22 protein-coding genes are annotated in these 23,999 nt (G+C 68.9%); 13 read left to right on the forward strand and 9 right to left on the reverse strand.

Annotated features, from left to right (window positions below; all coding sequences use genetic code 11):
* Positions 1-131: 131 nt before the first annotated feature.
* Positions 132-1,454: a phytase gene (locus M2317_RS17630; RefSeq protein ID WP_429462460.1), complete on the reverse strand. Its 1,323-nt coding sequence runs from the start codon at positions 1,452-1,454 to the stop codon at positions 132-134.
* Between the two features lie 135 nt (positions 1,455-1,589).
* Here M2317_RS17630 and M2317_RS17635 point away from each other — a divergent pair, with 135 nt between their 5' ends.
* From M2317_RS17635 to M2317_RS17660, 6 genes are all read left to right on the forward strand, one after another.
* On the forward strand, positions 1,590-2,969 hold the full coding sequence (locus tag M2317_RS17635; RefSeq protein ID WP_429462461.1) for a plasmid pRiA4b ORF-3 family protein: 1,380 nt from the start codon (positions 1,590-1,592) through the stop codon (positions 2,967-2,969).
* Positions 2,970-3,036: 67 nt separating this feature from the next.
* Complete coding sequence (locus M2317_RS17640; RefSeq protein ID WP_429462463.1) at positions 3,037-4,707, forward strand: hypothetical protein; 1,671 nt, start codon at positions 3,037-3,039, stop codon at positions 4,705-4,707.
* A gap of 88 nt (positions 4,708-4,795) precedes the next feature.
* Positions 4,796-7,132, forward strand: a complete 2,337-nt coding sequence (purL, locus tag M2317_RS17645; protein ID WP_429462464.1) for a phosphoribosylformylglycinamidine synthase subunit PurL — start codon at positions 4,796-4,798, stop codon at positions 7,130-7,132.
* A gap of 42 nt (positions 7,133-7,174) precedes the next feature.
* On the forward strand, positions 7,175-7,324 hold the full coding sequence (locus M2317_RS17650) for a hypothetical protein (protein WP_429462466.1): 150 nt from the start codon (positions 7,175-7,177) through the stop codon (positions 7,322-7,324).
* Positions 7,325-7,428: 104 nt separating this feature from the next.
* Positions 7,429-7,752 (forward strand): cupin domain-containing protein, encoded by a 324-nt coding sequence (locus tag M2317_RS17655; RefSeq protein ID WP_429462468.1) that lies wholly within the window; start codon positions 7,429-7,431, stop codon positions 7,750-7,752.
* A complete protein-coding gene (locus M2317_RS17660; RefSeq protein ID WP_429462470.1) occupies positions 7,752-8,114 on the forward strand; it encodes a TraR/DksA family transcriptional regulator in 363 nt (120 codons plus the stop codon). The genes M2317_RS17655 and M2317_RS17660 overlap by 1 nt, the downstream gene beginning before the upstream one ends.
* A 69-nt stretch (positions 8,115-8,183) precedes the next feature.
* On the opposite strand, the gene M2317_RS17665 is transcribed toward M2317_RS17660, so the two are convergent.
* Entirely contained in the window at positions 8,184-10,421 is a 2,238-nt protein-coding gene (locus M2317_RS17665; protein WP_429462472.1) for a hypothetical protein, read from the reverse strand.
* A gap of 199 nt (positions 10,422-10,620) precedes the next feature.
* Here M2317_RS17665 and M2317_RS17670 point away from each other — a divergent pair, with 199 nt between their 5' ends.
* From M2317_RS17670 to M2317_RS17680, 3 genes are read left to right on the forward strand one after another with little or no spacing between them, the layout of a single operon-like run.
* On the forward strand, positions 10,621-11,019 hold the full coding sequence (locus M2317_RS17670; RefSeq protein WP_429462474.1) for an META domain-containing protein: 399 nt from the start codon (positions 10,621-10,623) through the stop codon (positions 11,017-11,019).
* A gap of 41 nt (positions 11,020-11,060) precedes the next feature.
* Complete coding sequence (locus M2317_RS17675) at positions 11,061-11,870, forward strand: hypothetical protein (RefSeq protein ID WP_429462476.1); 810 nt, start codon at positions 11,061-11,063, stop codon at positions 11,868-11,870.
* A gap of 10 nt (positions 11,871-11,880) precedes the next feature.
* Positions 11,881-12,894 (forward strand): Gfo/Idh/MocA family protein, encoded by a 1,014-nt coding sequence (locus M2317_RS17680; RefSeq protein WP_429462478.1) that lies wholly within the window; start codon positions 11,881-11,883, stop codon positions 12,892-12,894.
* 9 nt (positions 12,895-12,903) lie between these two features.
* Here M2317_RS17680 and M2317_RS17685 read toward each other — a convergent pair whose 3' ends face one another.
* On the reverse strand, positions 12,904-13,914 hold the full coding sequence (locus M2317_RS17685; protein ID WP_429462480.1) for an NAD(P)-dependent alcohol dehydrogenase: 1,011 nt from the start codon (positions 13,912-13,914) through the stop codon (positions 12,904-12,906).
* Positions 13,915-13,991: 77 nt separating this feature from the next.
* Here M2317_RS17685 and M2317_RS17690 point away from each other — a divergent pair, with 77 nt between their 5' ends.
* A complete protein-coding gene (locus M2317_RS17690) occupies positions 13,992-14,786 on the forward strand; it encodes an SDR family NAD(P)-dependent oxidoreductase (protein WP_429462482.1) in 795 nt (264 codons plus the stop codon).
* A gap of 28 nt (positions 14,787-14,814) precedes the next feature.
* Here the strand turns inward: M2317_RS17690 and M2317_RS17695 are convergent, their stop codons facing one another.
* Positions 14,815-15,294 carry a hotdog fold domain-containing protein gene (locus tag M2317_RS17695; RefSeq protein ID WP_429462484.1) on the reverse strand — a complete coding sequence of 160 codons (480 nt, stop codon included), beginning with the start codon at positions 15,292-15,294 and terminating at the stop codon, positions 14,815-14,817.
* Positions 15,295-15,468: 174 nt separating this feature from the next.
* Between M2317_RS17695 and M2317_RS17700 the strand changes: the two genes are divergently transcribed.
* Positions 15,469-16,179 (forward strand): spermidine synthase, encoded by a 711-nt coding sequence (locus M2317_RS17700; protein WP_429462486.1) that lies wholly within the window; start codon positions 15,469-15,471, stop codon positions 16,177-16,179.
* Positions 16,176-16,916, forward strand: coding sequence for an alpha/beta fold hydrolase (locus M2317_RS17705; RefSeq protein WP_429462488.1), 741 nt, complete (start codon positions 16,176-16,178; stop codon positions 16,914-16,916). Before M2317_RS17700 ends, M2317_RS17705 begins: the two co-directional genes overlap by 4 nt.
* 3 nt (positions 16,917-16,919) lie before the next feature.
* On the opposite strand, the gene M2317_RS17710 is transcribed toward M2317_RS17705, so the two are convergent.
* The 5 genes from M2317_RS17710 to M2317_RS17730 form a co-directional block, all read right to left on the reverse strand.
* On the reverse strand, positions 16,920-18,353 hold the full coding sequence (locus tag M2317_RS17710; RefSeq protein WP_429462490.1) for a lipase maturation factor family protein: 1,434 nt from the start codon (positions 18,351-18,353) through the stop codon (positions 16,920-16,922).
* 113 nt (positions 18,354-18,466) lie between these two features.
* The gene (locus tag M2317_RS17715) at positions 18,467-18,850 is read right to left on the reverse strand and encodes a RidA family protein (protein ID WP_429462492.1); all 384 of its coding nucleotides are present in this window, start codon (positions 18,848-18,850) and stop codon (positions 18,467-18,469) included.
* Positions 18,851-18,901: 51 nt separating this feature from the next.
* Positions 18,902-20,497: an N-acyl-D-amino-acid deacylase family protein gene (locus tag M2317_RS17720; RefSeq protein WP_429462493.1), complete on the reverse strand. Its 1,596-nt coding sequence runs from the start codon at positions 20,495-20,497 to the stop codon at positions 18,902-18,904.
* A 10-nt stretch (positions 20,498-20,507) separates the two neighbouring features.
* On the reverse strand, positions 20,508-21,767 hold the full coding sequence (locus tag M2317_RS17725) for an alanine racemase (protein ID WP_429462494.1): 1,260 nt from the start codon (positions 21,765-21,767) through the stop codon (positions 20,508-20,510).
* Positions 21,768-21,782: 15 nt separating this feature from the next.
* The gene (locus M2317_RS17730; protein ID WP_429462496.1) at positions 21,783-23,138 is read right to left on the reverse strand and encodes an MFS transporter; all 1,356 of its coding nucleotides are present in this window, start codon (positions 23,136-23,138) and stop codon (positions 21,783-21,785) included.
* A gap of 134 nt (positions 23,139-23,272) precedes the next feature.
* Between M2317_RS17730 and M2317_RS17735 the strand changes: the two genes are divergently transcribed.
* Positions 23,273-23,995 (forward strand): helix-turn-helix transcriptional regulator, encoded by a 723-nt coding sequence (locus tag M2317_RS17735; protein WP_429462498.1) that lies wholly within the window; start codon positions 23,273-23,275, stop codon positions 23,993-23,995.
* The last annotated feature ends 4 nt before the right edge of the window (positions 23,996-23,999 follow it).

Here is a 23,999-nt window from a genome sequence, read left to right on the forward strand (position 1 = left end):
GGCGCGGCCCCGGCGCGGCCCCGGCGCGGCCCCGCGCGGCCCCGCGAGAAACCACCTCCGCCGCGAGAAACCACTTCGTGCGTGGTTTCTCGCGCGCGAAGTGGTTTCTCGTGGGGCCTGGGGAGTTCGTCTCAGTCGGCGATGTCGAGATCGAGGCCGCTGTTCTCAGCCACGTCCTCCCAGGCGAAGTATTTGAAGTTCGTGCTCGCCTCGTCCGAACCTTCCGGCGTGTTGTCGCCGTCCTGCAGAACGAGCAGTCCGCCGTCGAACCCGGGCAGGCTCACGTTCACGACATCCGCACCGTCGCTGTGCTGGGTGCTGTCGACGACGCCGTCCGCCGTGCGGAACGAACCGACGTAGGCGTTGTCGTCCTCGATCTCGTAGACCGCGAAGCTGTCGTCGCCCTGGCTCGAGGCGAGCAGGTATCCCTCGCCCTCGTCGGTCTCGTAGATGGTGAGCCCCTCGATGTCGGTGTGCAGCACGTCGCCACCGAAGCCAGGGTTCTCTCCGTAGACGCACCCGTCGAGCTCGGCGTCGTAGGTGCCGGGGAGGCCGAACTCGATCGCGGTATCGACGAGCTCCGGCTCGCCGGACAGGTCGGCGTCGACCTTCCAGATGCCGACGAGCTCCTGGCCGAGGTAGGCAGTGCCGCTCTCCTCGTCGACCGCGATGCCCTCGACCTGCGCGTACTGACCAGGGTCGTCGCAGGTGGTCCACGTCGAGCCGTCCGGCATGGCGAACTCGGCTGGCAGCGCGAGCTTCCGCACGACGTCCCAGCCGACGGTGCCGTCGCCCTTGTCGCTCAGCTCGAGCAGCGCGACCTCGGTCTCCGAGTTGCGGCTCACCAGCGCGTACGCTCCGTCGTCGTCCTGCCACGTGGCCAGGCCGTACACGGTGTGCTCGCTGTTGACCTCCTCCTGGGATGCCGAGAAGATGCGCCCGGCGTCCGGAGCCGTCACCTCGACGAGCTCGCCGTCCTCGATGGCGAAGATGCCGAGGTCGTCCATGCCCTTGTCGGAGACCACCGCGAGGTCGACCTCGTCGCCGTCGAGCTCGAAGCCGTGGAGGAGGTCGACGTTGTTGTAGCGTCCTGGCGCGTCGTCCTCGCCGGGCGCCGGCTTCGGGTCGATGTGCTGGACCAGCTCACCCTCGAGGTCGTAGACGTTCATCCCGGCCTCCTTGGCGGTGGTGATGACGAGGCTGCTCTCGACGTCGTCCTCGTCGATCCAGATGGCCGGGTCGTCGGCGTCCGCGCCGTCCTCGTCCCAGAGAGCCGGGGTCTCGAGCTTCGCGGTGACGTCGTCGCCCTTCGGCTTCGAGTGGCCGTGCGCGTATGCGTGCCCGTTGGCGTGCGCCGGCGGCTTCGGATCCGGATGGGGATGCAGCGGGACGGTGCCGACCAGCAGGACGGCGGAGGCGCCGATCGCGGCGACGGTGAGCAGGCGGGGGATCACGGTGACTCCTCGGGGTCGGTGGATGGTGTCGCCCGATCGTTCTGGGTCGCGATGAACGCACGGTGAACCTCACGTGGAGCGACGCCCATCGGCCTCCCTCGGCCGCACGTCGGTCGCCCCGTCTACGCTCGGAGCATGACCCGGTATCGGCTCCGTGTGAGCCTCGTCGGCAGCGACCCCGAGATCTGGCGCGAGCTCGACGTGCGCGGCGGCATCCGGCTGCGCATGCTGCACATCGCCCTGCAGACGGTGATGGGCTGGCGCGAGCTCCATCTGCACGAGTTCACCGACGCCGACCCGTCCGCCCCGCCGTCCGTGCCGCTGCGGCGCTGGGGCCCGCCCGAGTTCCCGGATGCCGCGGCGGACGTGATTTCCGAGAACGACGTGACGGTCACCGACGTGCTGAACGACGGTGGCCCGCTCTGGTACGAGTACGACTCCGGGGACGGCTGGACGCATCGCATCGACGTGCTCGACGAGCGCGAGGACGCACCGGAGCTGACATCGGTCGTCGTCCTCGACGGCGCGCGCCGGGCACCGTTCGAGGACTCCGGCGGCCTGGACGGCTACGCCGAGAAGCTCGCGATCGCGGCCGATCCGACGCACCCCGAGCATGACGACATCGTCGAGTGGATCCACGCGACCGTCGGCCCGTGGGCGCCGCAGACCGCCTCGACGTTCGACGCGGTCGTGGTGCAGACCGAACTGAATCTCCTCTTCAGCCCCGAGGAGTCGGGGTTCGACCCGTACGACATGTCCGGTCTCGTGAAGCGCGAGGAGCTGCGCCGACCGGGCGACGTGCACGACGCATCGCCCGTCGTCGTCCTCGCCGCGGAGCTCCCCCCGCCGCTGCGCGCCGAACTGCGCCAGCACCTCGATCGCACCGGCATCCTCGAGCCGACCGAGATCGATCCGGACACGGCCTCCCGCATCATCCGGCCGTTCGGCTGGCTCATGGATGCGATCGGGCCGGACGGGCTGGCGTTGACATCGGCCGGATGGATGCCGCCCGCCACCGTCCTCGCCGGCATGACCGAACTCGGATGGCTGGACGGCTGGATCGGCACGGGAAACCGGGAGGACCTCACCCCTCCCATCGCAGTGCTGCGCGAGACGGCGACGCGGATCGGCCTGGTCCGCGTGCAGAAGGGCCACCTGCTGCTGACGGCGGCGGCCAAGCGCGCGCTCGGCGACCCCGTGCTGCAGCTGCGGCTGATCGCCGGCGGACTCGGTCGCGACCTCGGCGACGCCGAGACGGATGCCGCGACGCTGCTGCTCATCGCGATCGCCGACGGCACCGAGCCCGCCGAACGCTGGCGTGCCGTCGCCTTCGGGCTCGAGGCGTGCGGATGGGCATCGTCCACCGGGAGGCGCTTCACCGAGCGCGACATCGACCTCGCGACCGATCGCGTGCGCCAGGTGCTCGACCTGCTCGGCGACTCGGGCGAGCGCCCTGGACGCAGCGAACCGGCGGATCCGCTGCTGGCGCTCTTCGCCCGCGAAGCGCTGCGGTAGCCGCCCAGTTCGGGACGAGCCGATGCGGTCCCCGGGCGACAGTGGAGCGCGCGCCTATGGTCGAGGGATGATGTACGCCGACGTGATCACCCCTGAGGATGCCGAGGCGCTCGCCACCCGCATCCTCATGCCGCGAGAGCACCCGCTGGTCCTGGTCTCGACCGCCATCGGAGGCGAACTGCTGTTCGACGTCGACCGTCTCCGCCGTGAGCTGGACGGCACAGCCGACGTCGTCACGATCGCCACCGGCATCCCGAGCAAGCACCTGGAATCACTCCTGCCGCCCAAGGCGCAGGTGTTCAACGGCGCAGCCCGAAGCTATCCCCCGGACTTCGGTGTCGATCCCTCGTGGGCCCGCTCGCACCTGCGCTTCCCTGACCACTCCGACACCGCCGACCTGGTGAACGACGCGATGGCGCAGACCGGACGCCGCACGATCCAGTCCGCCACGGCGCGGACGATCCGCCGCGCTGCAGGCGTCGTGCAGGGGTTCGTCGCGGACGGCAGCCGGGCGATGGTCCGGCTCGACGACGGCACGACGGTGACCGCCACCGCCGATCTGCTTCCCCCGGACATCCCGCTGATCGACGCGCTCATCGTCGGCGAGCCCACCGCCGGGATCCTCGACGGCACCGAACTGCACCCCGAGCCGCTCGAGCCCGACCTGGATGCCTTCCCGAACGGGTCCCACACGCTCGCGCTCGTCGCGAAGGTGACCGACCTGCGCGCCACCGTGCATCTGCACCCACGATTCTCGGCCGTCCTGCGTCGCCGCGACGTCGACACCGGTGACAGCCCGGTCGGCGACGTCCTCGCCGTGGGCGATGTCATCCGCGTGCGCGTCACTCGGGCTCCGGGGAAGCCGCTGGCGCTCAGCCGGACGGAAGCCGATCCTGACGCACCGCTGGTCCCCGCCCTCCCCCTGGTCGTCGGCGGAGCCCCGTGGCTCAGCGAGGACCGGGACATCCAGCGGCCATCGGATGCCGAGCGCGACGCCCCGGCCGCTGAACCGGTGCCCGCGGCATCCACGGCTCCGATTCCGAGCGACTACGCGACCCGCACCGATGTCGCGGTGCTGGCACGAGAGATCACGAGCCTGCGCGCCGACATCCTGGCACTGACCAATCTCGTCGGACGCACGAGCGGCGCGGCATCCGCGAGCGACGCGGAGGCCGCGACACTGCGCCTCGAGAACGACCGCCTCCGCTCGCAGCTGGCCGCCGAGCGGGCCGAGCGCGCGAGCGCCGAGGTGAAGTTGGACCACGCCGTGCAGGACAGGCGAGAGACCGGCCGTGCGCTGCGCGATGCCCGCCGAGCCGCCGAGCGCTCTCATGTGGACACCACGGCCGACGGCATCCGCTTCGAGATCGAGCGCACGTGGGGCAACCGGACCGCCCCCGGTGAGCGTGGGCGGTGGCCGCTGCGGGAGTACACGCTCGGCGCCGGCTTCATCGACTCCCTCGCGGCTCTCGACGAGGGCCAGCTGAGCAAGGCGATCCGCACGTGCGTGGATGCCATCACCGGTCGGGACCGCGAGATCCCGGCGCGCGAACTGCATCGACTCCGTACCGGCGAGGGCGGTGACGACGCCTATGTCGTCCGCGAGGACGGCGCCCGCTGCATGCGATCCAGCGTGGAGCAGAACGTCGCCGGCGCGCGGCGCCTGCACTACTGGGAGCTGCCGGGCGACGTCGTAGAACTGGGCCGCATCGTGCACCACGACGACACGAGGCCGTAGCGCGGGCCGCGAGATCACGCGGACTCTGCGCGATCGTGCCGCCGGTAGACTGAACACGCCCCGCTCGGCCCTTTCCCTTGGAGTGCGCGTGACCACCCCTGAAGCCCCCGCCCGTCAGCACGTCCCCGACTCCGTCGAGAACGCGATCGCCACTCCCGACAAGGAGCAGCCGTATGCCGCGCTGGGCCTGAAGGATGACGAGTACTCCCGCATCCGCGAGATCCTCGGCCGTCGCCCCACCTCGGGCGAGCTGGCCATGTACTCGGTCATGTGGTCGGAGCACTGCTCCTACAAGTCGTCGAAGAACTACCTGCGCCGCTTCGGCCAGAAGGTCTCCGACGAGATGAAGGAACGCCTCATGGTCGGCATGGGCCAGAACGCGGGCGTCGTCGATGTCGGCGAAGGCTGGGCCGTCACCTTCAAGGCCGAGTCGCACAACCACCCGTCGTTCATCGAGCCGTTCCAGGGCGCTGCCACCGGCGTCGGCGGCATCGTCCGCGACATCATCTCGATGGGCGCACGCCCGGTGGCCGTCATGGATGCGCTCCGCTTCGGCGCGATCGACCACCCGGACACGGCGCGCGTCGTGCACGGCGTGACCGCCGGCATCAGCTTCTACGGCAACTGTCTCGGCCTGCCGAACATCGGTGGCGAGACCGTGTTCGACGCGGTCTACCAGGCCAACCCGCTCGTGAACGCGCTCGCGGTCGGCGTCCTGCGCCACGAGGACCTCAAGCTCGCCAACGCCACCGGCGTCGGCAACAAGGTCGTCCTGTTCGGTGCCCGCACCGGCGGTGACGGCATCGGCGGCGCCAGCATCCTGGCATCCGACTCGTTCGACGACGGCGGGCCCACCAAGCGCCCGGCCGTCCAGGTCGGCGACCCGTTCGCCGAGAAGGTGCTCATCGAGTGCTGCCTCGAGCTGTACCGCGGCGAGCTCGTCGAGGCCATCCAGGACCTCGGTGCCGCCGGCATCTCCTGTGCGACCAGCGAACTCGCGGCCAACGGCAACAGCGGCATGAAGGTCTCGCTCGACAACGTGCTGCTGCGCGACCCGTCGCTCACGGCCGAGGAGATCCTCATGTCGGAGTCGCAGGAGCGCATGATGGCGATCGTCGCGCCCGAGAAGCTGGAGGCGTTCCTCGAGGTCGTGAACAAGTGGGAGGTCGAGACCAGCGTGCTCGGCGAGGTCACCGGAGACGGCCGCCTCATCATCGATTGGCAGGGCGAGCGCATCGTCGACGTCGACCCTTCGACCGTGGCCGTCGACGGCCCGGTCTACGACCGTCCGGTCGCCTACCCGACGTGGATCGACGCGCTCCAGGCGGATGCCGCGGAGAACCTCCCGCGCTCGTCCGAGCCGTCCGTGCTGCGCGACCAGTTCCTGTCGCTCGTCGCATCGCCGAACCTCGCCGACACCCGCTGGATCACGAACCAGTACGACTACTACGTGCTCGGCAACACGGCCCTCGCCTTCCCGGATGACGCGGGCATGATCCGCGTCGACGAGGAGTCCGGTCTCGGCTTCGCGATCGCGACCGATGCGAACGGCCGCTACTGCCAGCTCGACCCGTACGCGGGTGCGCAGCTCGCCCTGGCCGAGGCGTACCGCAACGTCGCCGTGACCGGCGCGACCCCGACCGCGATCACCGACTGCCTGAACTTCGGCTCCCCCGAGAACCCCGAGGTCATGTGGCAGTTCGGCCAGACCGTCGACGGCCTCGCCGACGGCTGCTTCGAACTGGGCACCCCGGTCACGGGCGGCAACGTCTCGTTCTACAACCAGACCGGCGACGTGCCGATCCACCCGACCCCGCTGGTCGGCGTGCTCGGCCTGATCGACGACGTCTCTCGCCGCATCCCGTCCGGATGGCAGGACGAGGGCCAGAACATCTACCTGCTCGGCACGACGTCGACGGAGCTCAGCGGTTCGGCCTGGGCCGAGACCGTTCACGCCCACCTGGGCGGTCTGCCGCCGAAGGTCGACCTCGCCGCCGAGAAGCGCCTCGCCGGCCTCATCGGCGCTGCCCGTGACGAGTGGCTGATCTCGTCGGCGCACGACCTGTCCGAGGGCGGCCTCGCGCAGGCCCTCGCCGAGGGCGTCATGCGCTTCGGCGTCGGCGCCCGCGTCTGGCTGAACGAGATCATCGAACGCGACGGGGTGGATGCCGCGACCGCACTGTTCTCCGAGTCGACGGGACGGGTCATCGTGACCGTGCCGCGCGAGGACGACGTGAAATTCCGCGGCCTCTGCGAGGGGCGCGACTATCCGGTGATGCGCATCGGCGTCACGGACACCGAGCCGCAGCTCGAAGTGCAGGACGTCTTCACCATCTCGGCAGCCGAGCTGCGCGAGCGCTCGCAGGCCACTCTGCCGAGCTACTTCGGTCCCACCGTCACCGAGCCGGCGCCGCTCGCTCGTTGAGCGAGCGAAGCGAGTCGAAACGCAGCCCCTTGAGGAGCAACGATGTCTGAGCACCACCACGAAGAGGCCGAAGACCTGTCGATCTACTCGGAGCGCCGTCAGAAGCGCATCCGCGTCACGGCCTGGGTGACGATCGGCGCGCTGATCCTCGTCGGCGGCGGCGCGACCGTGCTCTCGCTCCTGCTCGGCTGAGTCCGCGCGCGGGCACCAGAGCGGAGATTCCGGCGACGCTGCTCGCTCCGGCGGTGTTCTGCTTTGCCGGTGCGCGGCGTACCCTCGGCGTGGAAGGGAGATCCATGACCATCCAGCCCAGGAACGTCGGCCCGGACGAGAACCTCGAGGGGTATCTGATCGGGTCGCCGGTCAGCATCATCCGCGAGTACGACAGCACGCCAGGATCCGGGCCGCGACTGCACCGGCATCCCTACGCCGAGACGTTCGTCATCCACCGCGGACGTGCGCTGTTCACCGTCGGCGAGGAGCAGGTCGTGGGCGCCGGCGGGCAGATCCTCGTCGTCCCCGCGCTGATCGCGCACCGCTTCGAGGTGCTCGACGGCGGCACGTACGAGGCGACGCACGTCCATGCGAACGATCGCTTCATCACGGAGTGGCTGGAATAGTGCCTTATCACGGCGTAGCCGACCCACACGCCCGCCTGGAAGACCTGCGCGTCGAAGCCCTCGCACGGGCCGAGTCCGCGATCGCGGCACTGACTCAGCTCACGCACGATCGCGAAGGCTCCAACGACGACGACGAACACGATCCGGAGGGCGTGACACTATCGTCGGAATGGTCGCGCCTGACCGGCCTCGCGGATGCCGCGCAGGCGGAGCTTCGGCAGATCGAAGATGCTCTGGTCCGAGTGGATGCCGGGACATACGGCGTCTGTGCGTCATGCGGCCGCGGCATCCCGTCGGGGCGGCTGCAGGCGCGACCGTTCGCCGAGCTGTGCGTACCCTGCGCCGAGAAGTCCGGACGCTGACGCTGCGGACGATGGGACGACGAAGGGGCGAGCACCTCGCGGCGCCCGCCCCTCAGTCAGTCAGACTCGTCAGTCCTGCACGAGCTTGCGACGACGCACCACGAGCAGCATGATGCCGGCCGAGATGAGCGCGATCGCGCCGGCCGAAGCCGTCAGCGGGACGATGGTGTCCATACCCGTGGTCGCGAGCTCGTCGTCGCCGCCACCGGCCGGAGCCTCAGCCCCGCCGTTGCCGCCGCCGCCGTTGCCGCCGTCACCCGGGCCCGGCGCGGGAGCCGCAGCCGAGACCGTGAAGGCCAGCTCAGCCGCCGTGGCGGAATTGACTCCGTCAACGGACTGAACCGCGCGAACCGTGTACGCGCCCGGCTGGAGAGCAGCGCCGAAGTCGACGCTCCAGTTGCCGTCGACGACCGTCGCGGTGAAGCTCTGCGCTGCGAGCGAGGTGATCGCGCTGGCGCTGGCTGCATCCGTGCCGTTCAGGGCGAGCTTGATGGTCGCCCCTTCGATGCCGGTGCCGGACACGCCGGTCGGACCAGCCGTAGCGCCGAAGACCTGGCCGTTGAAGATCGACGTGATCGCCGGAGCGGCCGGAGCCAGGCTGAAGGTCGACGTGGCCTCGGATGAGAACTCGTCGGCGTTACGGTACTGGACCGCGCTGATCGTGTAGTCGCCGTAGGACTCGAGGCCGACATCCGTCAGCGTCCAGTTACCGGCAGCATCCACGGTGACGGGCGGGTAGCCCGAACCGGAGTGGCCATCGCCGATGCTCACCTCGACGGTGTAGCCCGGCGTGCCGGTGCCGCTGACGCTCTCGAGCGGAGCGGCGACGGTCGAACCGTCAGCCGGCGTCGTGATGACCGGTGCCGCCACGGGCGGCGGAGTGACCTTGACGTCCCAGCTGGTGGTGGCCGAACGGCTGTAGCCGTTCACCGCGGTGAACGTGTACGTGAACTCGCCCTTGTTCGCCACCTTGAAGCTGAACTTGCCGTCCGTGACGTCGACCGACTCGGGCTCGCCACCGTCACGCGTGATGATGACCGACTTAGCGTTGTTGCTCGGAACAGTGCCGGTGATCGTCGAGCCGCGCTCGACCGTTGCGCCTGCGTCGATCTTGGGCTTGTCGATCGAGAGCGCGACGGTGTAGCCGTCGGTGAACTCGAGGCCCTTGGTGAGGGACGTCGCCCACGTGATCGTGCCGTTACCACCGCTGATCACGCCGACGGCCTTGCTGCCCTGGAAGACGGCTCCGCCGGAGTCGCCTTCATCCGAGCCCACGTTGCTCTGGAAGCCGCGGACCCAGTGAACGGCGCCCGACGAGTCCTGCACCGGAGCCCAGCCATCGAGGATGTCGGTTTCGCTGACCTCTCCGGTGGTGAGACCGGTGGTGCGACCGCTCTTCGACACGGATCCGACGGTCGGCTCGCCGACGGACTTGATCGGCGTGACGCTCTCCGCGAGCGAGTCCAGCGAAGATCCTGCCGTCGACCAGTCGGTAACGACGGGCTTCGGGTTCCACCCGTCCAGGACATCGATGACAGAGATGTCGGTGGAGTTGGGGTCGCCCTCGGCGCCCTCGCTGTTGCCCGGTCCGCCGTACTGCGAGAAGCCGAACGTGCCGAACGGCTCGAGCGGCTCCTCGAATGCGTAGCCATCGCCGTCGACGGCGGGCTCCTCACCCGGGATGGTCAGATACGTGTCGGTGAACTTGCCCGTCTCGCCGAGAGCGCAGTGCCCCGCGCTGATCACGGCAGGTTCACCGTCGGGCGAGAAGGCCGAGAATCCGATAGAGCACGCGTAGGCGTAGACGCCCTCGGGCGTCTCCTCGATCATCGCGTACCCCTGGCCGCCGACGACATCACCCGCGGCGTAGGACGTGAACGGCGCCGACGTCGTGACGACCTTCGCGTCCTGGACGTCCAGCTTGTCCGCGAAGGCCTCGATGGCCTCGTCGCTGCCCGGCGCCTTGACGCTGTCCTCCGTGACGAGGATGAGGTCTTCGCCTGCGGCGTTCACACCGACGGCGACGATCTCGACATCGGCCTCAGCTGCGTCTTCAGCAGCCTCGGCGACGTCGTCCTCGGAGACCTCGGTCTTCGGTGCCTCGGCCTTGGGAGCCTCAGCTTCCTTGGGCGCTGCAGTCTCCTTCGGCGCGGAAGTCTCCTCCGCGGCCGGAGTCGAGCTCGCTTCAGGAGTCGGCGCTGGCGTGGTCTCTGCGGCGACGGCGGGCGCTGCGAAGACAAGGCCTCCGAGCGTCAGCGTCGCGGCTGCGGTCAGCGCCAGTGAGCGGCGCCCCATTCCTCTGGTCATGTATGACAGTCCTTTTCGCTGCGAATGATGCGCAGTGTCCCCCCGCCGGAGTCGAGTACCCCTGTTACAGCTCCGGAAGAACATGCGGTGGCTCGCGCCGAAAACGCAAACCTCGTTCAGAGTACACAGCCTGCTCACAGACTTCCATGGGTAGTTGTACCCAGATTACGAATTTCTTCCGGGTGGGTACCATCGAGGCATGACTTCCCACCGCATCCGAGCGGCCCTCATGGTGGCCGCAGCCGCCATCCTGCTGACGGCCTGCGCCCCCGCCGCCGGACCGGCCGGCGGGCCGACGTCCACCGCTTCGCCTGAGCCCGACGTCGTCGGCACGTGGGGATCGGATGCCAAAGGCGAACCCTTCCTCGAGTTCACCGCCGAGGGCAAGGTGACCGGAACCGACGGCTGCAACGGCATCGGCAGTACGTACACCGTGGTCGACGACACGGTCGAGATCGCGCCCTACTATTCGACCCTCAAGGCCTGCCAGGGCGTGGACACCTGGCTGCGCGGTCTGAGCAAGGTCCAGGTCGACGGCGACACCCTCATCGTGCAGGACAAGGACGGCGCGAAGATCGGCGAACTCCCGCGCACCTGAGCGATTCACCGGTACCACGGCGGGACTAGGCTGAGGCCATCATGGACGAGTTCCTCCAGGGCTTCTGGACCTTCGCCGGCGACTACTGGTGGCTGATCTTCCCGATCATGGGCGTCGCCGGCGGCATCGGCAAGGCGTGGGAGCGCGCCTCCAAACAGCGTCACGAACGGCGCCTGGAGACCATCCGCATCAAGGGCGAGATCAAAGCCGCCCAGATCGCCGCACGCGGCCAGACGCGGCCCGTCACGACGCAGATTCCGGCGCAGCCGCAGGTGACGCCGAATCAACTGCTCGAGCGATTGTTCGCCGAGCACGACGAGATCACCGCCCGCTGGCTGGACTACGAGCTCGACGTCGCCAAGCTCATCGCCTTCCCGGCGATGAGCGACGGTCGTCAGCCGTTGACCGCTGCCTTCCTGCGCGCCAAGAAGACCGCGGACGCGCTGCGCCCGGCATCCGTCGATGCCAAGGTCAGCGAACAGCAGGTCAGCGAGTACCTGGATGCCGTCGGCAACTACGCGGTCGCGTTCGAGGTCGCCGAGAGGGATGCCCGGCGTCTGCGCGATTCGACCTTCACCGAGGCCGAGCGCAAGAAGCTGGATCGCGCCCAGCAGCTGCTGAAGGTCGCCGTCGACGACACCGCCACGCAGGCCGAGCGCAACATCGCGTACAAGCGGGTGCGCGAAGAGCTCGACGGTCTCATCGTGCTGTCGGATCAGGCGGTGCAGGTGCTCGAGAAGCAGGTCGCCCGCGAGATCACGGCGGCGCCGGCCGCGCCGCAGCCGATCACTCCGGCATCCGCGCCGGAGCCCGAACGGATGCCGCTGCGTCGGGACGACGAGCGCGCGTGAAGACCCGCGCATGAGCGGTGGCCGGAGGCGGAGCGCCCTGCCCGAGCTCAGGGTCGGTCTCATCGGCGCCGGCGGCATCTCACGTGTCCATGCGGACGCGTGGCGTGATCTCGGCTCTCGCGTCACGGTCATGTCGCGCACCGGCGCCGCGAAGATCGCCGCCGAGCACGGCATGCGCGTGGCTCCCGACATCGAGACGCTGCTCGCCGAGGCCGATGTCGTCGACATCGTCACACCGAGCGGCACCCACGTCGCCTTCGCGCTCGCCGCCATCGAGGCCGGTGTCGATGTCATCTGCGAGAAGCCGCTGGCGCCGACCGCGACCGAGGCCCGGCGCATCGTCGACGCCGCGAGGGCCGCGGGTGTGCGCCTGTTCCCCGCGCACGTCGTGCGCTACTTCCCTGCGTACGCCCGCATCAAGGCGCAGCTCGATGCGGGAGCGATCGGCGAGATTCTGACGCAGCGCTTGTCCCGGAGGGGATCCGCGCCCTCGGCACCGTGGTTCTTCCGGGAGAGCACCGGCGGCGGCGTGATCCGCGACCTCATGATCCACGACATCGATCAGGCGCTCTGGTTCGCCGGTCCGGCCGTCAGCGTGTCCGCGGTGCAGAATCCGCCGACGGTGGACGACATCGTGCCCCTGCCCGTCACCGCCGAGGTCGTACTGACCCATGCGAGCGGCGCGCAGTCGCACCTGCAGGCGACCTGGGGCGCGCCGGGTGTCCCGTTCCGCACGCGCGTCCAGATCATCGGCACGCACGGCGAGCTGTCTCACGACAGCGACGAGAGTTCCGCTTCGCTCGCGGACACGGTGCCGGATGCTGCGGCCCGCCACCTGCCGCCGACATCCCCGGCGGACAGCCCCTACGCGCTCCAGATCGCGGATTTCGTCGCGGCCATCCGCGACGGACGCGACGCCCGCGTGTCCGGAGCGGACGGGGTCGCCGCGATCGCCGTCGTCGAGGCCGCCTACGCGTCGATCGCCTCCGGCGCCCCCGTCGCCCTCACGGAGACGTCCAGCTGACGACCGCCCTCACTCCTGCGGCCGGATGATCGCCTTCATCGAATTCGGTTCCGTCTTCGCGAGCATCAGAGCCTCGGCCGTCTCGGACAGACCGTAGTGGTGAGTGACGATCGCCGCGGCATCCACCCGTCCGTCGGCGACGAGCGCCATCGCGGTCGGCCAGGTGTGCGCGTAGCGGTTGACGAGCGCGACCGAGAGCTCGCGCACGTTCAGCTTCGACAGCGGCAGCTCGACGGCCTGCTTCGGCATTCCGACCATGGCAGCGCGTCCGCCGTTGTTCAGCCGCCACAGCCCGTCGGCGAGCGCGTTCGGTGCGCCCGAGCACTCCAGCAGGACGTCGAACTCCGGCTCGCGCGAGGCTTCGGCACCCACCTTCTCGACCTCGAAGCCGAGGGATGCCGCGAGTTCCAGGCGATAGTCCGACACGTCTGCGACGCGGACGCGTGAGGCGCCGAATGCCCGCGCGACCTGAGCGGCGAGCACACCGACCGGGCCGGCGCCGGTCACGAGGACGCTGTCTCCTGCCTGGAAACCCGCCCGGCGGCATGCCCAGATCCCCACTGACAGCGGTTCCAGCATCGCTCCTTCGTCGAAGGACATGCTCTCCGGCATCCGGAACAGGTTGCGCTCATCCATGGCCAGCAGCTGCGTGAGGGCTCCGTCGTACGGCGGCGTCGCGAGGAACGCCAGATCCGGGCACAGGTGATAGCGGCCCGCCGTGCAGTCGGCGCAGTCGCGACAGGGCGTACCCGGCTCGATCGCGACACGGTCGCCGACGGCGACGTGCGTGACGTCGGCTCCGACGGCGACGACCTGCCCTGATGCCTCGTGGCCGAGCACGATCGGCCCGTCGACCACCCAGTCGCCGATGTAGCCGACCGTGAAGTACGCGGCATCCGATCCACACACCCCCACGGACTCAACCTGCACGAGAGCCTGTCGCGGGGCGAGCTCGGGAACGACCCGGTCGACGATCTCGATGCGTCCGAGCTCCGGCATGAGGGCGGTCCGATTCGTCATGCGCCCAGCTTAGGCGCGGGCATGTCCTGAGCATCCGCCGCGTTGCACCTGTGGTCAGCAGCAACGAAGGGATCCCCATGCGCATCGACCTCACCGGCAGAACCGCCCTCGTCACGGGCTCGACCCAGGGCATCGGCCGCGCGATCGCCGCAACCCTGGCGGATGCCGGCGCCCGCGTCGCGATCAACGGACGCAGCGCGTCGTCCGTGGCATCCGTGATCACCGAGCTCCGGGCCGAAAGCGCCGACCGTGATCTCGTCGCGGCTCCGGGCGACGTCACGACGACGGACGGGACGGATGCCGTGCTCGCCGCGGCCGGGCCCGTCGACGTGCTGGTGAACAACCTCGGCATCTTCGGCGCCGAGGACGCCCTCGCCATCTCCGATGACGAGTGGCGCCGTTATTTCGAGGTGAACGTCCTCGCCGCCGTGCGTCTGATCCGGGCGACGCTGCCCGACATGAAGGAGCGCGGATGGGGTCGCGTCCTCAACATCGCCAGCGACTCCGCCGTCGTGATCCCCGCCGAGATGATCCACTACGGCATGTCGAAGACGGCTCTGCTCGCGGTCTCCCGCGGATTCGCGAAGGATGCCGCCGGCACCGGCGTCACGGTGAACTCCGTGCTGGCAGGTCCGACCCACACGGGCGGTGTCGAGACGTTCGTGTACGAACTGGTCGACCGTGCGCTGCCCTGGGAGGACGCGCAGCGCGAGTTCATGCGCCTGCACCGCCCGCAGTCGCTGCTGCAGCGACTGATCGAACCCGAGGAGATCGCGAACATGGTCGCGTACCTGTCCTCTCCGCTGGCGTCGGCCACGACGGGCGCCGCGGTACGCGTCGACGGCGGTTACATCGACGCGATCGTGCCGTAGCGGCCGCGGCCGCGGCCGCGGCCGCGCGTCAGGATGCCGAGCGCGGCGTCACCCACATCGTGATGTCCGCGTGCACGACGACGACGCCGGCGCGGTCCGTGATGTCGACGGCGACGATGACGTCGCGCGCCTCACCGACCTCCAGCGTGTCCAGCCCACCGATCGTGCCGACGGCGGTGAGCGTCCCCTTCGCCTTCTTGAGGTACGCCACGTTCATGCCCTTCGGGATCCAGCGGTGCGACTCGGGCAACGAGTAGTCGATCGTGGTCCCGGCGACGAGCTCGGCGAGGTTGCAGCAGGCTATCGCGTGCACTGTGCCGATGTGATTGTGCACGCCCCAGCGGTCGCGCATGCGCGCCACCCCTCGACCGGGCTCCAGCGAGATGATCGCGGGGCGGATGGTGCGGAAGTACGGCGCCTTGAAGCTCACGATCGTGCTGAAGATCCGCTTCCCGAGCGGGCGGGAACGCAGGGCTTCGTAGGTCTTCTTGATCGGCGAGGTCGTCATCGATTCTCCTTGTCGCTGCCTTCCGGCATCCTGACACCCCGGCACCGACGACGCGGGATCCCCTGTGGGGCGCAACCAAAGCGACCCCGCTCGTGCGGCCGTGCCGCTGGCGACCTCCGATGATCGTCGTGTCCCGACCCGGGGTAGTGTGGCCGAAGACGGAGGGATGCCGCAGTGATCGCTCGGTTCGAAGAACTCGACTGGCAGCAGACCCCCATCGGAGAGCTCACCCTGCGACGGCGCACGGAGCCCGCCGTCGGCCAGGAGATCTACGAGGTCAAGCTCGGCGACGAGTTCCTGATGTCGAGCCTGTTCACGGTCGCCGAAGAAGAGCTCTCGCATCTGGGCCTCGCGGCCGTGGCCGGTGAGCGGCTTTCCGTCCTGGTGGGAGGGCTCGGTCTCGGATACACGGCGGTCGCCGCACTCCGCGATCCGCGAGTGAGCGCGCTGACGGTGATCGATCGGCTCGGCACGGTCATCTCGTGGCACGAGCGGAGGCTGCTGCCCGCGTCCGCTGAGCTCGTCGGCGATCCGCGCACGACGCTGGTCGAGGCCGACTTCTTCGCTCTCGTACGCGCGGCGCCGCCTGAAGGTCATCAGGGATATTCGGCGATCCTCCTCGACGTGGATCACTCGCCGCGTCACCAGCTGGACCCGACGCACGCGGATCTCTACGACGCGGACGGACTGCGCTCTCTCGACAGGCATCTCGCCGCGGGCGGCGTGTTCGCGCTGTGGTCGGACGATCCACCGGACGACGAGTTCATGACCGAACTGGATGCCGTCTTCGACGACGCGATCGCGCATGTCGTCGACTTCGACAATCCGGTCACCGGCGGAACCTCGTCCAACACGATCTACGTCGCACGCACCAGGAAGGCGTGAGCCGCTGTATGCATGTCGAGCACCATGGAGACCGGCAGGGACCGCGCGTCCTGCTGCTCCATGGCGGTGGCGTCGGCGGGTGGATGTGGATGCCGCTGCGCGAGCACCTCGATCACCGAACGCATCTGTTGATCCCGGATCTGCCCGGCCACGATCGCAGTGCGCAGGAGCCGTACTCCTCGCACGACGACGTGGTTCGTGACCTCGCATCGATTCTCGAGGACGACGGGCCCTCTCCCACGGCAGTCGTGGGCTTCTCGCTCGGTGCCCAGCTGGCTGTGCTGCTCGCGGCGGTGCGCCCTGACCTCGTCGACCGCGTCGTCGTCATCAGCGCCCAGGCGGAACCGACGCCGGCTCCCGGTCTCACTCTGGGCCTGCTGCGGGCCACGTCCGGCCTCGCCCGGGTCCGATGGTTTGCCCGCCTGCAGGCGAAGGAGCTTTTCGTCCCTCCCGCGCTGCTTGACGACTACCTGCGGACATCGGCTGCGATGACGGCACAGAGCCTCGTCGCCGCGGTGGGCGAGAACATCCGCTTCACCGTGCCCGACGGGTGGAGCGCCTTCCCGGGCCGGGCGCTGATTCTCGCGGGGTCTCGCGAGAAGAGCCTCCTGCGGTCGTCCGCGGAAGCGCTGCACAGCGCACTGTCGGGGAGCGCGTTGGAGTTCGTCCCGGATGCGGGGCACGGAATCCCCCTGCAGCAACCGGGTCTGTTGGCCGAAAGGCTCGAGCAGCTCTGACCGTCAGCGCAGCGACACCGCCCCCATGACCTCGCGGTGCCGGTCGCGCACCCACACGGTATCCGCCCCGCGCGGGGCGAACCGATATCGGTACGACACGGCGCGCACCCACCGCGGACGCTCCCCGTCGAACGGATCCGCAGCGAGCAGACGCAGCGTGGGCGGGTCGGCCTCGAGCAGCCGCACCAGGAACGCCGTGAACCAGTCGTCCAGCGATCGTCCGAGCGGCAGGAACCACATCAGCCAGTCCAGACGCAGATGGTACGGCGCGAACTGCCTCGGCATCCGCTTCAGCGCCCCCGGCTTGCCCTTGAACCCGTACTCGACCCAGTCGGCATCCCCCGGTTCCTCGGCGAGAGTGCCCTCCACGACGATCTCGATCCGCTCCTTGGTGACGGTGCCGAAGGCGCCATAGGCGTTCGCGAGCTGATACCGATTGAAGCTCGCGTTCATGAGCTGCCGTCGGGCGAACAGGTTCCGCAGGGCCGGCCAGCTCAGCACGACGTACAGGATGCCGACGGCCGAGGTCACCACGATCCAGTACAGCGGGATGGGCTCCTGGCGAGCCGGTCCAGGGATTCCGATCGCTGAGAATGCCAGCACGATGGTCGCCCAGTTCAGCCAGGCGAAGTTGCCCGTCGCGACGAGCCACAGCTGCGTCGCGATGACGATCGCCGCCGCGACGGCACCGATGAGAAGCGGCAGCGGACCTGGTACGACGAGCGCCAGGATCGGCGCGAAGAGGAAGAACGGCACCACGAGCTGCGCGAAGTGGTTGCCCAGCACTTCGCCCTTGTGGAACCACCGCGGCAGCAGATGCGCCTGTCGGCTGAGCGGCCCCGGCATCGGCTGCGTCTCGTGGTGGTACGTGAGCGCCGTGAGGTCGCGCCACTCGCGTCCGCCACGGATCTTGATCATCCCGGCACCGAACTCGAGCCGGAACACCAGCCACCAGAACAGCACGATCACCACGGTCGGCGGCGGCTCGTGCACCGAGCCGAGGAACGCCGCGAGGAAACCGGCCTCGAGCAGCAGCATCTCCCACCCGAAGGAGTAGAACGTCTGCCCGATGCTCGTCACCGACATGTACCCGACCCACAGGGCGAGAAACGCCAGCATCGGCACCCACGGCGGGCCGAGCTGCGGGAGGCCGACCACGACGGATGCCGAGATGACCGTCCCTGCCCAGCACAAGGCCGCCAGTCGCCGGTCCGAGTAGCGGATGCGGGTGAAGAGCGTCGGGTGCAGCATCCGCTTCCGGGATGCCGACGAATCCGCCCACTCCAGCAACCGGGGTGCGGGGAGCAGGCCGCGCTCGCCCAGCAGCGGGCGGAACTGGTTCAGCGTCGAGACGAACGCGACGAGATACAGCGCCGCGATGCCCCGCTGCAGGACCTCACGCGCGAAGGCGAAATCGACAGCCGCGAAACCGTCCATGCCGGAAGGCTACGCCTGCGCCTGAGCGAAGGACGGGGACTTGACAGCCGGTCTGAACACTCACGGAGTGCTCGAAGAGCGGGGCGCGCTGGGCACGCCCCGCTCGCCACCGTTCAGCCCTGGGGCAGGGCGGCGACCACGTCGATCTCGACGAGGATGCTCGCCAACTGCGAGCCCACCGTCGTGCGCACCGGATACGGAGCAGTGAAGAACTCCTCATATGCGACGTTGAACTCGGCGAAGTCGCTGAGATCCTGCAGGTGCACCGTCGACTTCACGACGTCGTCCATCGTCAGTCCGTGCACGGCGAGCACGGTCTGGATGTTGCGCAGCACCTGACGGGTCTGGTCGCCCACGTTCTCGGCGATCGCGTTGCCGTTCGCGGCATCCTGCGGCCCGAACCCGGCGGTGTAGAGGAATCCGTTTGCGACGACTCCATGGCTGTACGGGCCGGCGGGAGCGGGCACGCCCTCGGTGTGGAAACCGGTCTTCGGCATGGTGTTTTCCTTTCTGTTGACAACAGGTCTGGTCCCCGGACGGGGACGTTCTCAGGCGGCGACGCCCGCCGTTCGGCGCAGCCCGCGGCCCGGCAGCGCACCGGTCGGCTCGCCACCTGCGAGCACACGGACGCCGGCGACGAAGACGTCGTCGATGCCGACGGCCGCGACACGCGGGTGCTCGTAGGTGGACAGGTCCGTGACCGTCGCCGGGTCGACGATCACGAGATCCGCGACCGCCCCGACCTCGACGGCGCCACGTCGACCGAGTCCGAATCGGCGAGCCGGCAGCGCCGACAGGTGGTGCACGGCGTCGGACCAGCTCCAGGCACCCAGCTCGCGCACGTACTCGCGAAGGAAACGCGCGAACGTTCCCGCCGCACGCGGGTGCGGGTGCGCGCCGATGTGGATGCCGTCCGAGCCGCCGGTGTGCGCCGGATGGGAGAAGATGCGCGCGAGTTCCGTGTCGGAACGGGGATGCCGCACCGCCATGACGGCGCTGCACTCCAGGTGGGATGCCGCGAGCGCGTCGAGCGCGAAGTCGACAGGAGATGTGTCGGCGCGGTCGGCTGCGTCGCGCAGCGTCAGCCCGTGCGCCCATGCCAGTTCCGGCGCAGCGATGTGCGCGAGCGTGATCATGTCGGGCCAGTCCGGCCCGAGGCTGGCGCTCTGGGTCGCGCGATTCGTGCAGGCCTCGCGCAGGGCGGCACGGCGTGCGGGGTCCGTGATGACGGCAACGGCCTCCTCCCGGGGCAGCGCCGAGATCTCCGGGGACAGCAGAGGCATGCCCAGGAGTGTGCACCCGCGGACGTACGGGTAGGCGTCGAACGTCGCATCCACTCCCGCCTCGTCCAGGGCGTCCAGCTGACCCAGCACAATGTCGGCATCGGCATGGAAATGGGAGACATGCACCTTCAGCGGAGATCCGGACTCGAGTTCGGCCCGTCGTGAGATCTCCGCCACCTCGGCGATGCCGGCGGCGGTGTTCGACTCGTACCCGCCGCGCATGTGGGTGACGTAGACGCCACCGGCGCGCGCGACAGGCGCGCACAGCGCGGCGATCTCGTCAGCATCCTGGAAGATCCCGGGAACGTAGTCGAGTCCGCTCGAGAGACCGAGAGCTCCGGCATCCATTCCCTCTGCGACGAGCTCCGCCATGCGACGCCGTTCGACCTCGCTCGCCGGACGGTCGTCCCGGCCGCATACGTCGAAGCGCACGGTTCCGGCCGGCACGAGATAACCCGCGTTGACCGCCGTCGTTCCCTCGATCCCCGATAGGTAGGCGTCCACACCGCCGCCGCGATACGACGGATGCGGCCCGTTGATCGCGGCGAAGTACTCGGAGGCGTACGCGCCGTCGCCGGGGGCGTACGACACGCCGTCCTGACCGGCGATCACGGTGGTGACGCCCTGGCGCAGCAGCGTCCGCGTGACGTCGGGGTCGCCGAGCAGTCCGTCCGCGTGCGAGTGCACGTCGATGAAACCGGGCAGCACGAATCGAGCGGAGACGTCCAGGACGGTGTCGTCCTCGCGCGCGCTGATGCGCCCCACCCTGGTCACCTCGCCGGCCTCGATCGCGACATCGGCGCGCACCGGCCCGCCCGGAGTGATCACGGATCCGCCGCGCAACACGGTGCGAGTCTTCATTGAGCTCTCCTCAGAACCAGGTGCGGACGAGGTCGACGACCAGGTCGGAGTCCGCTGACTCGACGACGGGCAGGATGCGCCACTTGTCGAACGCGGTGCACGGATGCGACAGGCCGAGGCGGACGACCGATCCGATCGGCAACGACTGCTCGGAGCGCACATACGAGTGCTGATCATTCATCGCGGAGACCTCCGCCTGCAACGGGTTCCACGACTCGGACGCTGGGGCACGCCATGCGCGTGGGATCGGCATCCCCTCGTCGTACGGCAGATCGCGCTTGCCTCCATCGACCAGTGCGAGACCCGGTTCGGGGCTGGACACCACCCGGGCGTATCCGTGCATGGCATTGACGAACCGCGGCGAACCGGCCGATTCGGCCGCCCCTTCGTCGAACGGGGAGATGCCGCGGTAGAAGCCGTCATCGTGCACGATGTACGCGCCGGAGCGCAGGGTGAAGCGGGTGCGGTGATCGCGGGCGGCACCGGTCCAGACGTCTGCGACGACATCGAAGTATGCGCTGCCCCCCGCCGTCAGGAGGACGTCGCCGTCGTCGTAGAGCGACACGAGCGCGGTGTGCAGTTCGAGTTGCGCCTCCAAGTACGACGTCACTGCCGCGAGTGCAGCCGGCGAGCGGTCATGCGCCAAGCTGCCCTCGTACCCTGCAACGCCGGCGAGGCGCAGCCAGGGAGAAGCGGCGATGCGCTCGGCGACGCGCACGGCCTCAGCGATCGAGCGCGCACCCGTGCGGCCACCGGCAGCGCCCAGCTCGACGCAGACGTCGACGGCGCGCAACGCACCGGCTGCGCGCAGTCCGTGCTCCATCGCCTCGACCGCGTCGAGGGAATCGACCCAGCTCACGAACCGGAAACCCGGGTCGGCGAGTTCTTCGGCGACCCACGCCAGCGATCGGGGATCGACCGCGGCATTGGCGAGCATGATCGAGTCGAGACCGCGGTCTCGCCCTGTTCGCACCTGCCCCATCGTCGCCAGAGTGATTCCCGTCGCACCGGCGTCGAGCTGACGCTTCCACAGCGCGGGTGCCATCGTCGTCTTGCCGTGCGGCATGATCTCGATGCCACGCTCGGCGCACCACGTCGCCATCGTCGTGACGTTGCCCCTCATAGCGGCGTCATCGAGCGCGATGAGAGGGGTCCAGAACTCGTCCAGATGGGGGCGCGTCGCCAGGAACTCCGCGATCGTCGCACCGACCGCCCTCTGAGGCAGTCCCTTGTCACGCGCCGTCAGCAGCGCTTCGTCCCTGTCGAGCATTCCGGACCCCTTCTCTCAGCGAACCGTCTTGAGCGTGGCCGTCGCCGCGAGCTCGTGCAGTCGACCGGCGCCCTCGACATCGGGACGGATCGACGCCAGCAGCGTGGCGATCACCCCGACGATCGAGATCACGGCCGCATAGATGACGACCGGCCAGAACCCGCCACCCGCCGCTGCGACCAGTGCGGTGCAGATCAGCGGTGCGAGGCCGCCGCCGAGAGTGTTCGACATCTGGTATCCGATGTTGACGCCGGTCGTGCGCGCCTCCGGGTCGAACATCTCCACCAGCATCGTCGACAGCGTCGCCTGCATGGCCACACCGAACACGACGAAGCCGAGGATCTGACCGGTCCAGATCAACCACATGTTGCCCGTATCGAACAGCGCGAACGTGGGGTACACCATGGCGGCGAAGCCGAGGCATCCGATGATGTAGACGGTCCGCCGGCCGATGCGATCGGAAATCGCACCCCACAGAGGCGCGACGAAGATCTGCAGCACACCCACCATCATCGTTCCGGCGAAGCCGACCCACACGGGGATGTTCTCGTCGGCCAGCATGTAGGCGAGGCCGAAGGTGAGCACGACGTAGCCTGCGATCGACTGCGGCAGGCCGATCAAGATGCCCATGATCGCGTTCTTCGGGTGCCGGAATGCCTCGACGAGTGGGTTCGCCTTCTTCCCGGCTGCGGCGATCTGCAGCGCCTGCGTCTCGACGAACTCGTCGGAATCTTCGAGGTGTCGGCGAAGGATCACGGCCGCGACGGCGAGCACGATGGAGAACACGAACGGGATGCGCCAGCCCCACTGCAGGAACCACGACTCAGGGGTGAGACCGAGCAACGCCATGAATCCGCCCGAGACGACGTTGGCGATGCCGGCGCCGGTGATGAGGAACGCACCATAGAGCCCGCGCTTCCCGGTGGGTGCGGCTTCGACCACCATGGTCGCCGCCCCTCCCATCTCGCCGCCGACGAAGAAACCCTGCAGCATGCGGAAGAACAGCAGCAGCAGCGGAGCGGCGATCCCGATCGTCTGGTCGGAGGGGATCAGGCCGATGGCGGTCGTGGCCAATCCCATGCCGACCACGGTGCTCATCAGCACCGCCTTGCGGCCGACGCGGTCGCCGACGATGCCCCAGACGATGCCGCCGAGCGGGCGCAGGAAGAACCCGACGGCGAAGGTCGCGAACGACGCCAACTGGGCGACGAGGGGGTCGTTGGCGGAGAAGAACACCGCGGGGAACACCGCCGCGGCGGCCAGGCCGTACAGGTAGTAGTCGTAGTACTCGATGAGCGTGCCGATGGCCCCGCCGGCGACAGTCTTGCGCTGTTTCGGGGACAGACCACGTGAAGTGGACACAGTCGTCATCCGAGCCTCCTTGCTGGGTGAAGACGGGCCGGAACGGGATGCTCGGCCTCGACGTCTCGTGTTGGGTGACGCTAAGCTAGCAGGAAGGCAGACAATCTGTCTATCTCTCGAATTTTTTGTTCAGTGGGTGAGCGATGACGATCAGGACCGCAGCAGAAGAAACAGCCGAGGCATTCGCGGGTGAGGCGAGCCGGCAGACGTATGAGAGCGCGGAGGAGGTGCTACGCCTGTATCACCCGGTGATGCGGGCGCTTGCGACGGCCGCCGGCCCGACGACCGAGGTCGTGCTGCACAACCTCGACGGCGCCGATGTCGATCTCGGTCACACGATCATGGCGATCGAGAACGGCCATGTCACGGGGCGATCGGTGGGCGGCCCGTCCACATCGCTCGGGCTGGACGTCATGAAGGACCGGCGCGCGGACCACGATGCATTCGGGTACACCGGTTTCACGAGCGACGGACGGGAACTGCGCTGCTCGTCCGTGTACTTCCACAACGCCGTCGGCGACATCATCGCGTCGCTGTGCATCAACGTCGACCTCAGCCCGCTCCAGCAGGTGCGCAACATGCTCACCGCACTCCTGCCGGCGTCCACGACGGCAGCGGACGGCCCGAAGGAGCACTTCGGCACGGACCTCGTCGCGGTGATGGACTCGATGATCAGCGACGCCATCCACGAGATCGGCCGGCCGGTCGAGAACATGTCCCGCGACGACAAGATCAGCGTCCTCAAACGCCTCGATCAGCGCGGCGCGACGCAGATGCGCAAGTCGGTCGAGGCGATCGCGAAACGCCTCGGCATCTCACGCGTGACCGCATACAGCTACCTCGACGAAGCCAGGGCAGGACGGTAGACAG

It is taken from the genome of Microbacterium sp. ZKA21, from assembly GCF_050434165.1.
In the GTDB taxonomy this organism is placed as follows: domain Bacteria; phylum Actinomycetota; class Actinomycetes; order Actinomycetales; family Microbacteriaceae; genus Microbacterium.

Bases quoted from the DNA above. Each gene is read 5' to 3' on its own strand.
- M2317_RS17715 (WP_429462492.1), bottom strand. From the start codon at position 18,850: ATGCCGAAGACCGGTTTCCACACCGAGGGCGTGCCCGCTCCCGCCGGC.
- M2317_RS17695 (WP_429462484.1), bottom strand. From the start codon at position 15,294: ATGACGACCTCGCCGATCAAGAAGACCTACGAAGCCCTGCGTTCCCGC.
- M2317_RS17730 (WP_429462496.1), bottom strand. From the start codon at position 23,138: ATGACGACTGTGTCCACTTCACGTGGTCTGTCCCCGAAACAGCGCAAG.
- M2317_RS17670 (WP_429462474.1), top strand. From the start codon at position 10,621: ATGACTTCCCACCGCATCCGAGCGGCCCTCATGGTGGCCGCAGCCGCC.
- M2317_RS17655 (WP_429462468.1), top strand. From the start codon at position 7,429: ATGACCATCCAGCCCAGGAACGTCGGCCCGGACGAGAACCTCGAGGGG.
- M2317_RS17720 (WP_429462493.1), bottom strand. From the start codon at position 20,497: ATGAAGACTCGCACCGTGTTGCGCGGCGGATCCGTGATCACTCCGGGC.
- M2317_RS17640 (WP_429462463.1), top strand. From the start codon at position 3,037: ATGATGTACGCCGACGTGATCACCCCTGAGGATGCCGAGGCGCTCGCC.
- M2317_RS17635 (WP_429462461.1), top strand. From the start codon at position 1,590: ATGACCCGGTATCGGCTCCGTGTGAGCCTCGTCGGCAGCGACCCCGAG.
- M2317_RS17690 (WP_429462482.1), top strand. From the start codon at position 13,992: ATGCGCATCGACCTCACCGGCAGAACCGCCCTCGTCACGGGCTCGACC.
- M2317_RS17710 (WP_429462490.1), bottom strand. From the start codon at position 18,353: ATGGACGGTTTCGCGGCTGTCGATTTCGCCTTCGCGCGTGAGGTCCTG.
- M2317_RS17650 (WP_429462466.1), top strand. From the start codon at position 7,175: ATGTCTGAGCACCACCACGAAGAGGCCGAAGACCTGTCGATCTACTCG.
- M2317_RS17680 (WP_429462478.1), top strand. From the start codon at position 11,881: ATGAGCGGTGGCCGGAGGCGGAGCGCCCTGCCCGAGCTCAGGGTCGGT.
- M2317_RS17685 (WP_429462480.1), bottom strand. From the start codon at position 13,914: ATGACGAATCGGACCGCCCTCATGCCGGAGCTCGGACGCATCGAGATC.
- M2317_RS17735 (WP_429462498.1), top strand. From the start codon at position 23,273: ATGACGATCAGGACCGCAGCAGAAGAAACAGCCGAGGCATTCGCGGGT.
- M2317_RS17725 (WP_429462494.1), bottom strand. From the start codon at position 21,767: ATGCTCGACAGGGACGAAGCGCTGCTGACGGCGCGTGACAAGGGACTG.
- M2317_RS17665 (WP_429462472.1), bottom strand. From the start codon at position 10,421: ATGACCAGAGGAATGGGGCGCCGCTCACTGGCGCTGACCGCAGCCGCG.
- M2317_RS17675 (WP_429462476.1), top strand. From the start codon at position 11,061: ATGGACGAGTTCCTCCAGGGCTTCTGGACCTTCGCCGGCGACTACTGG.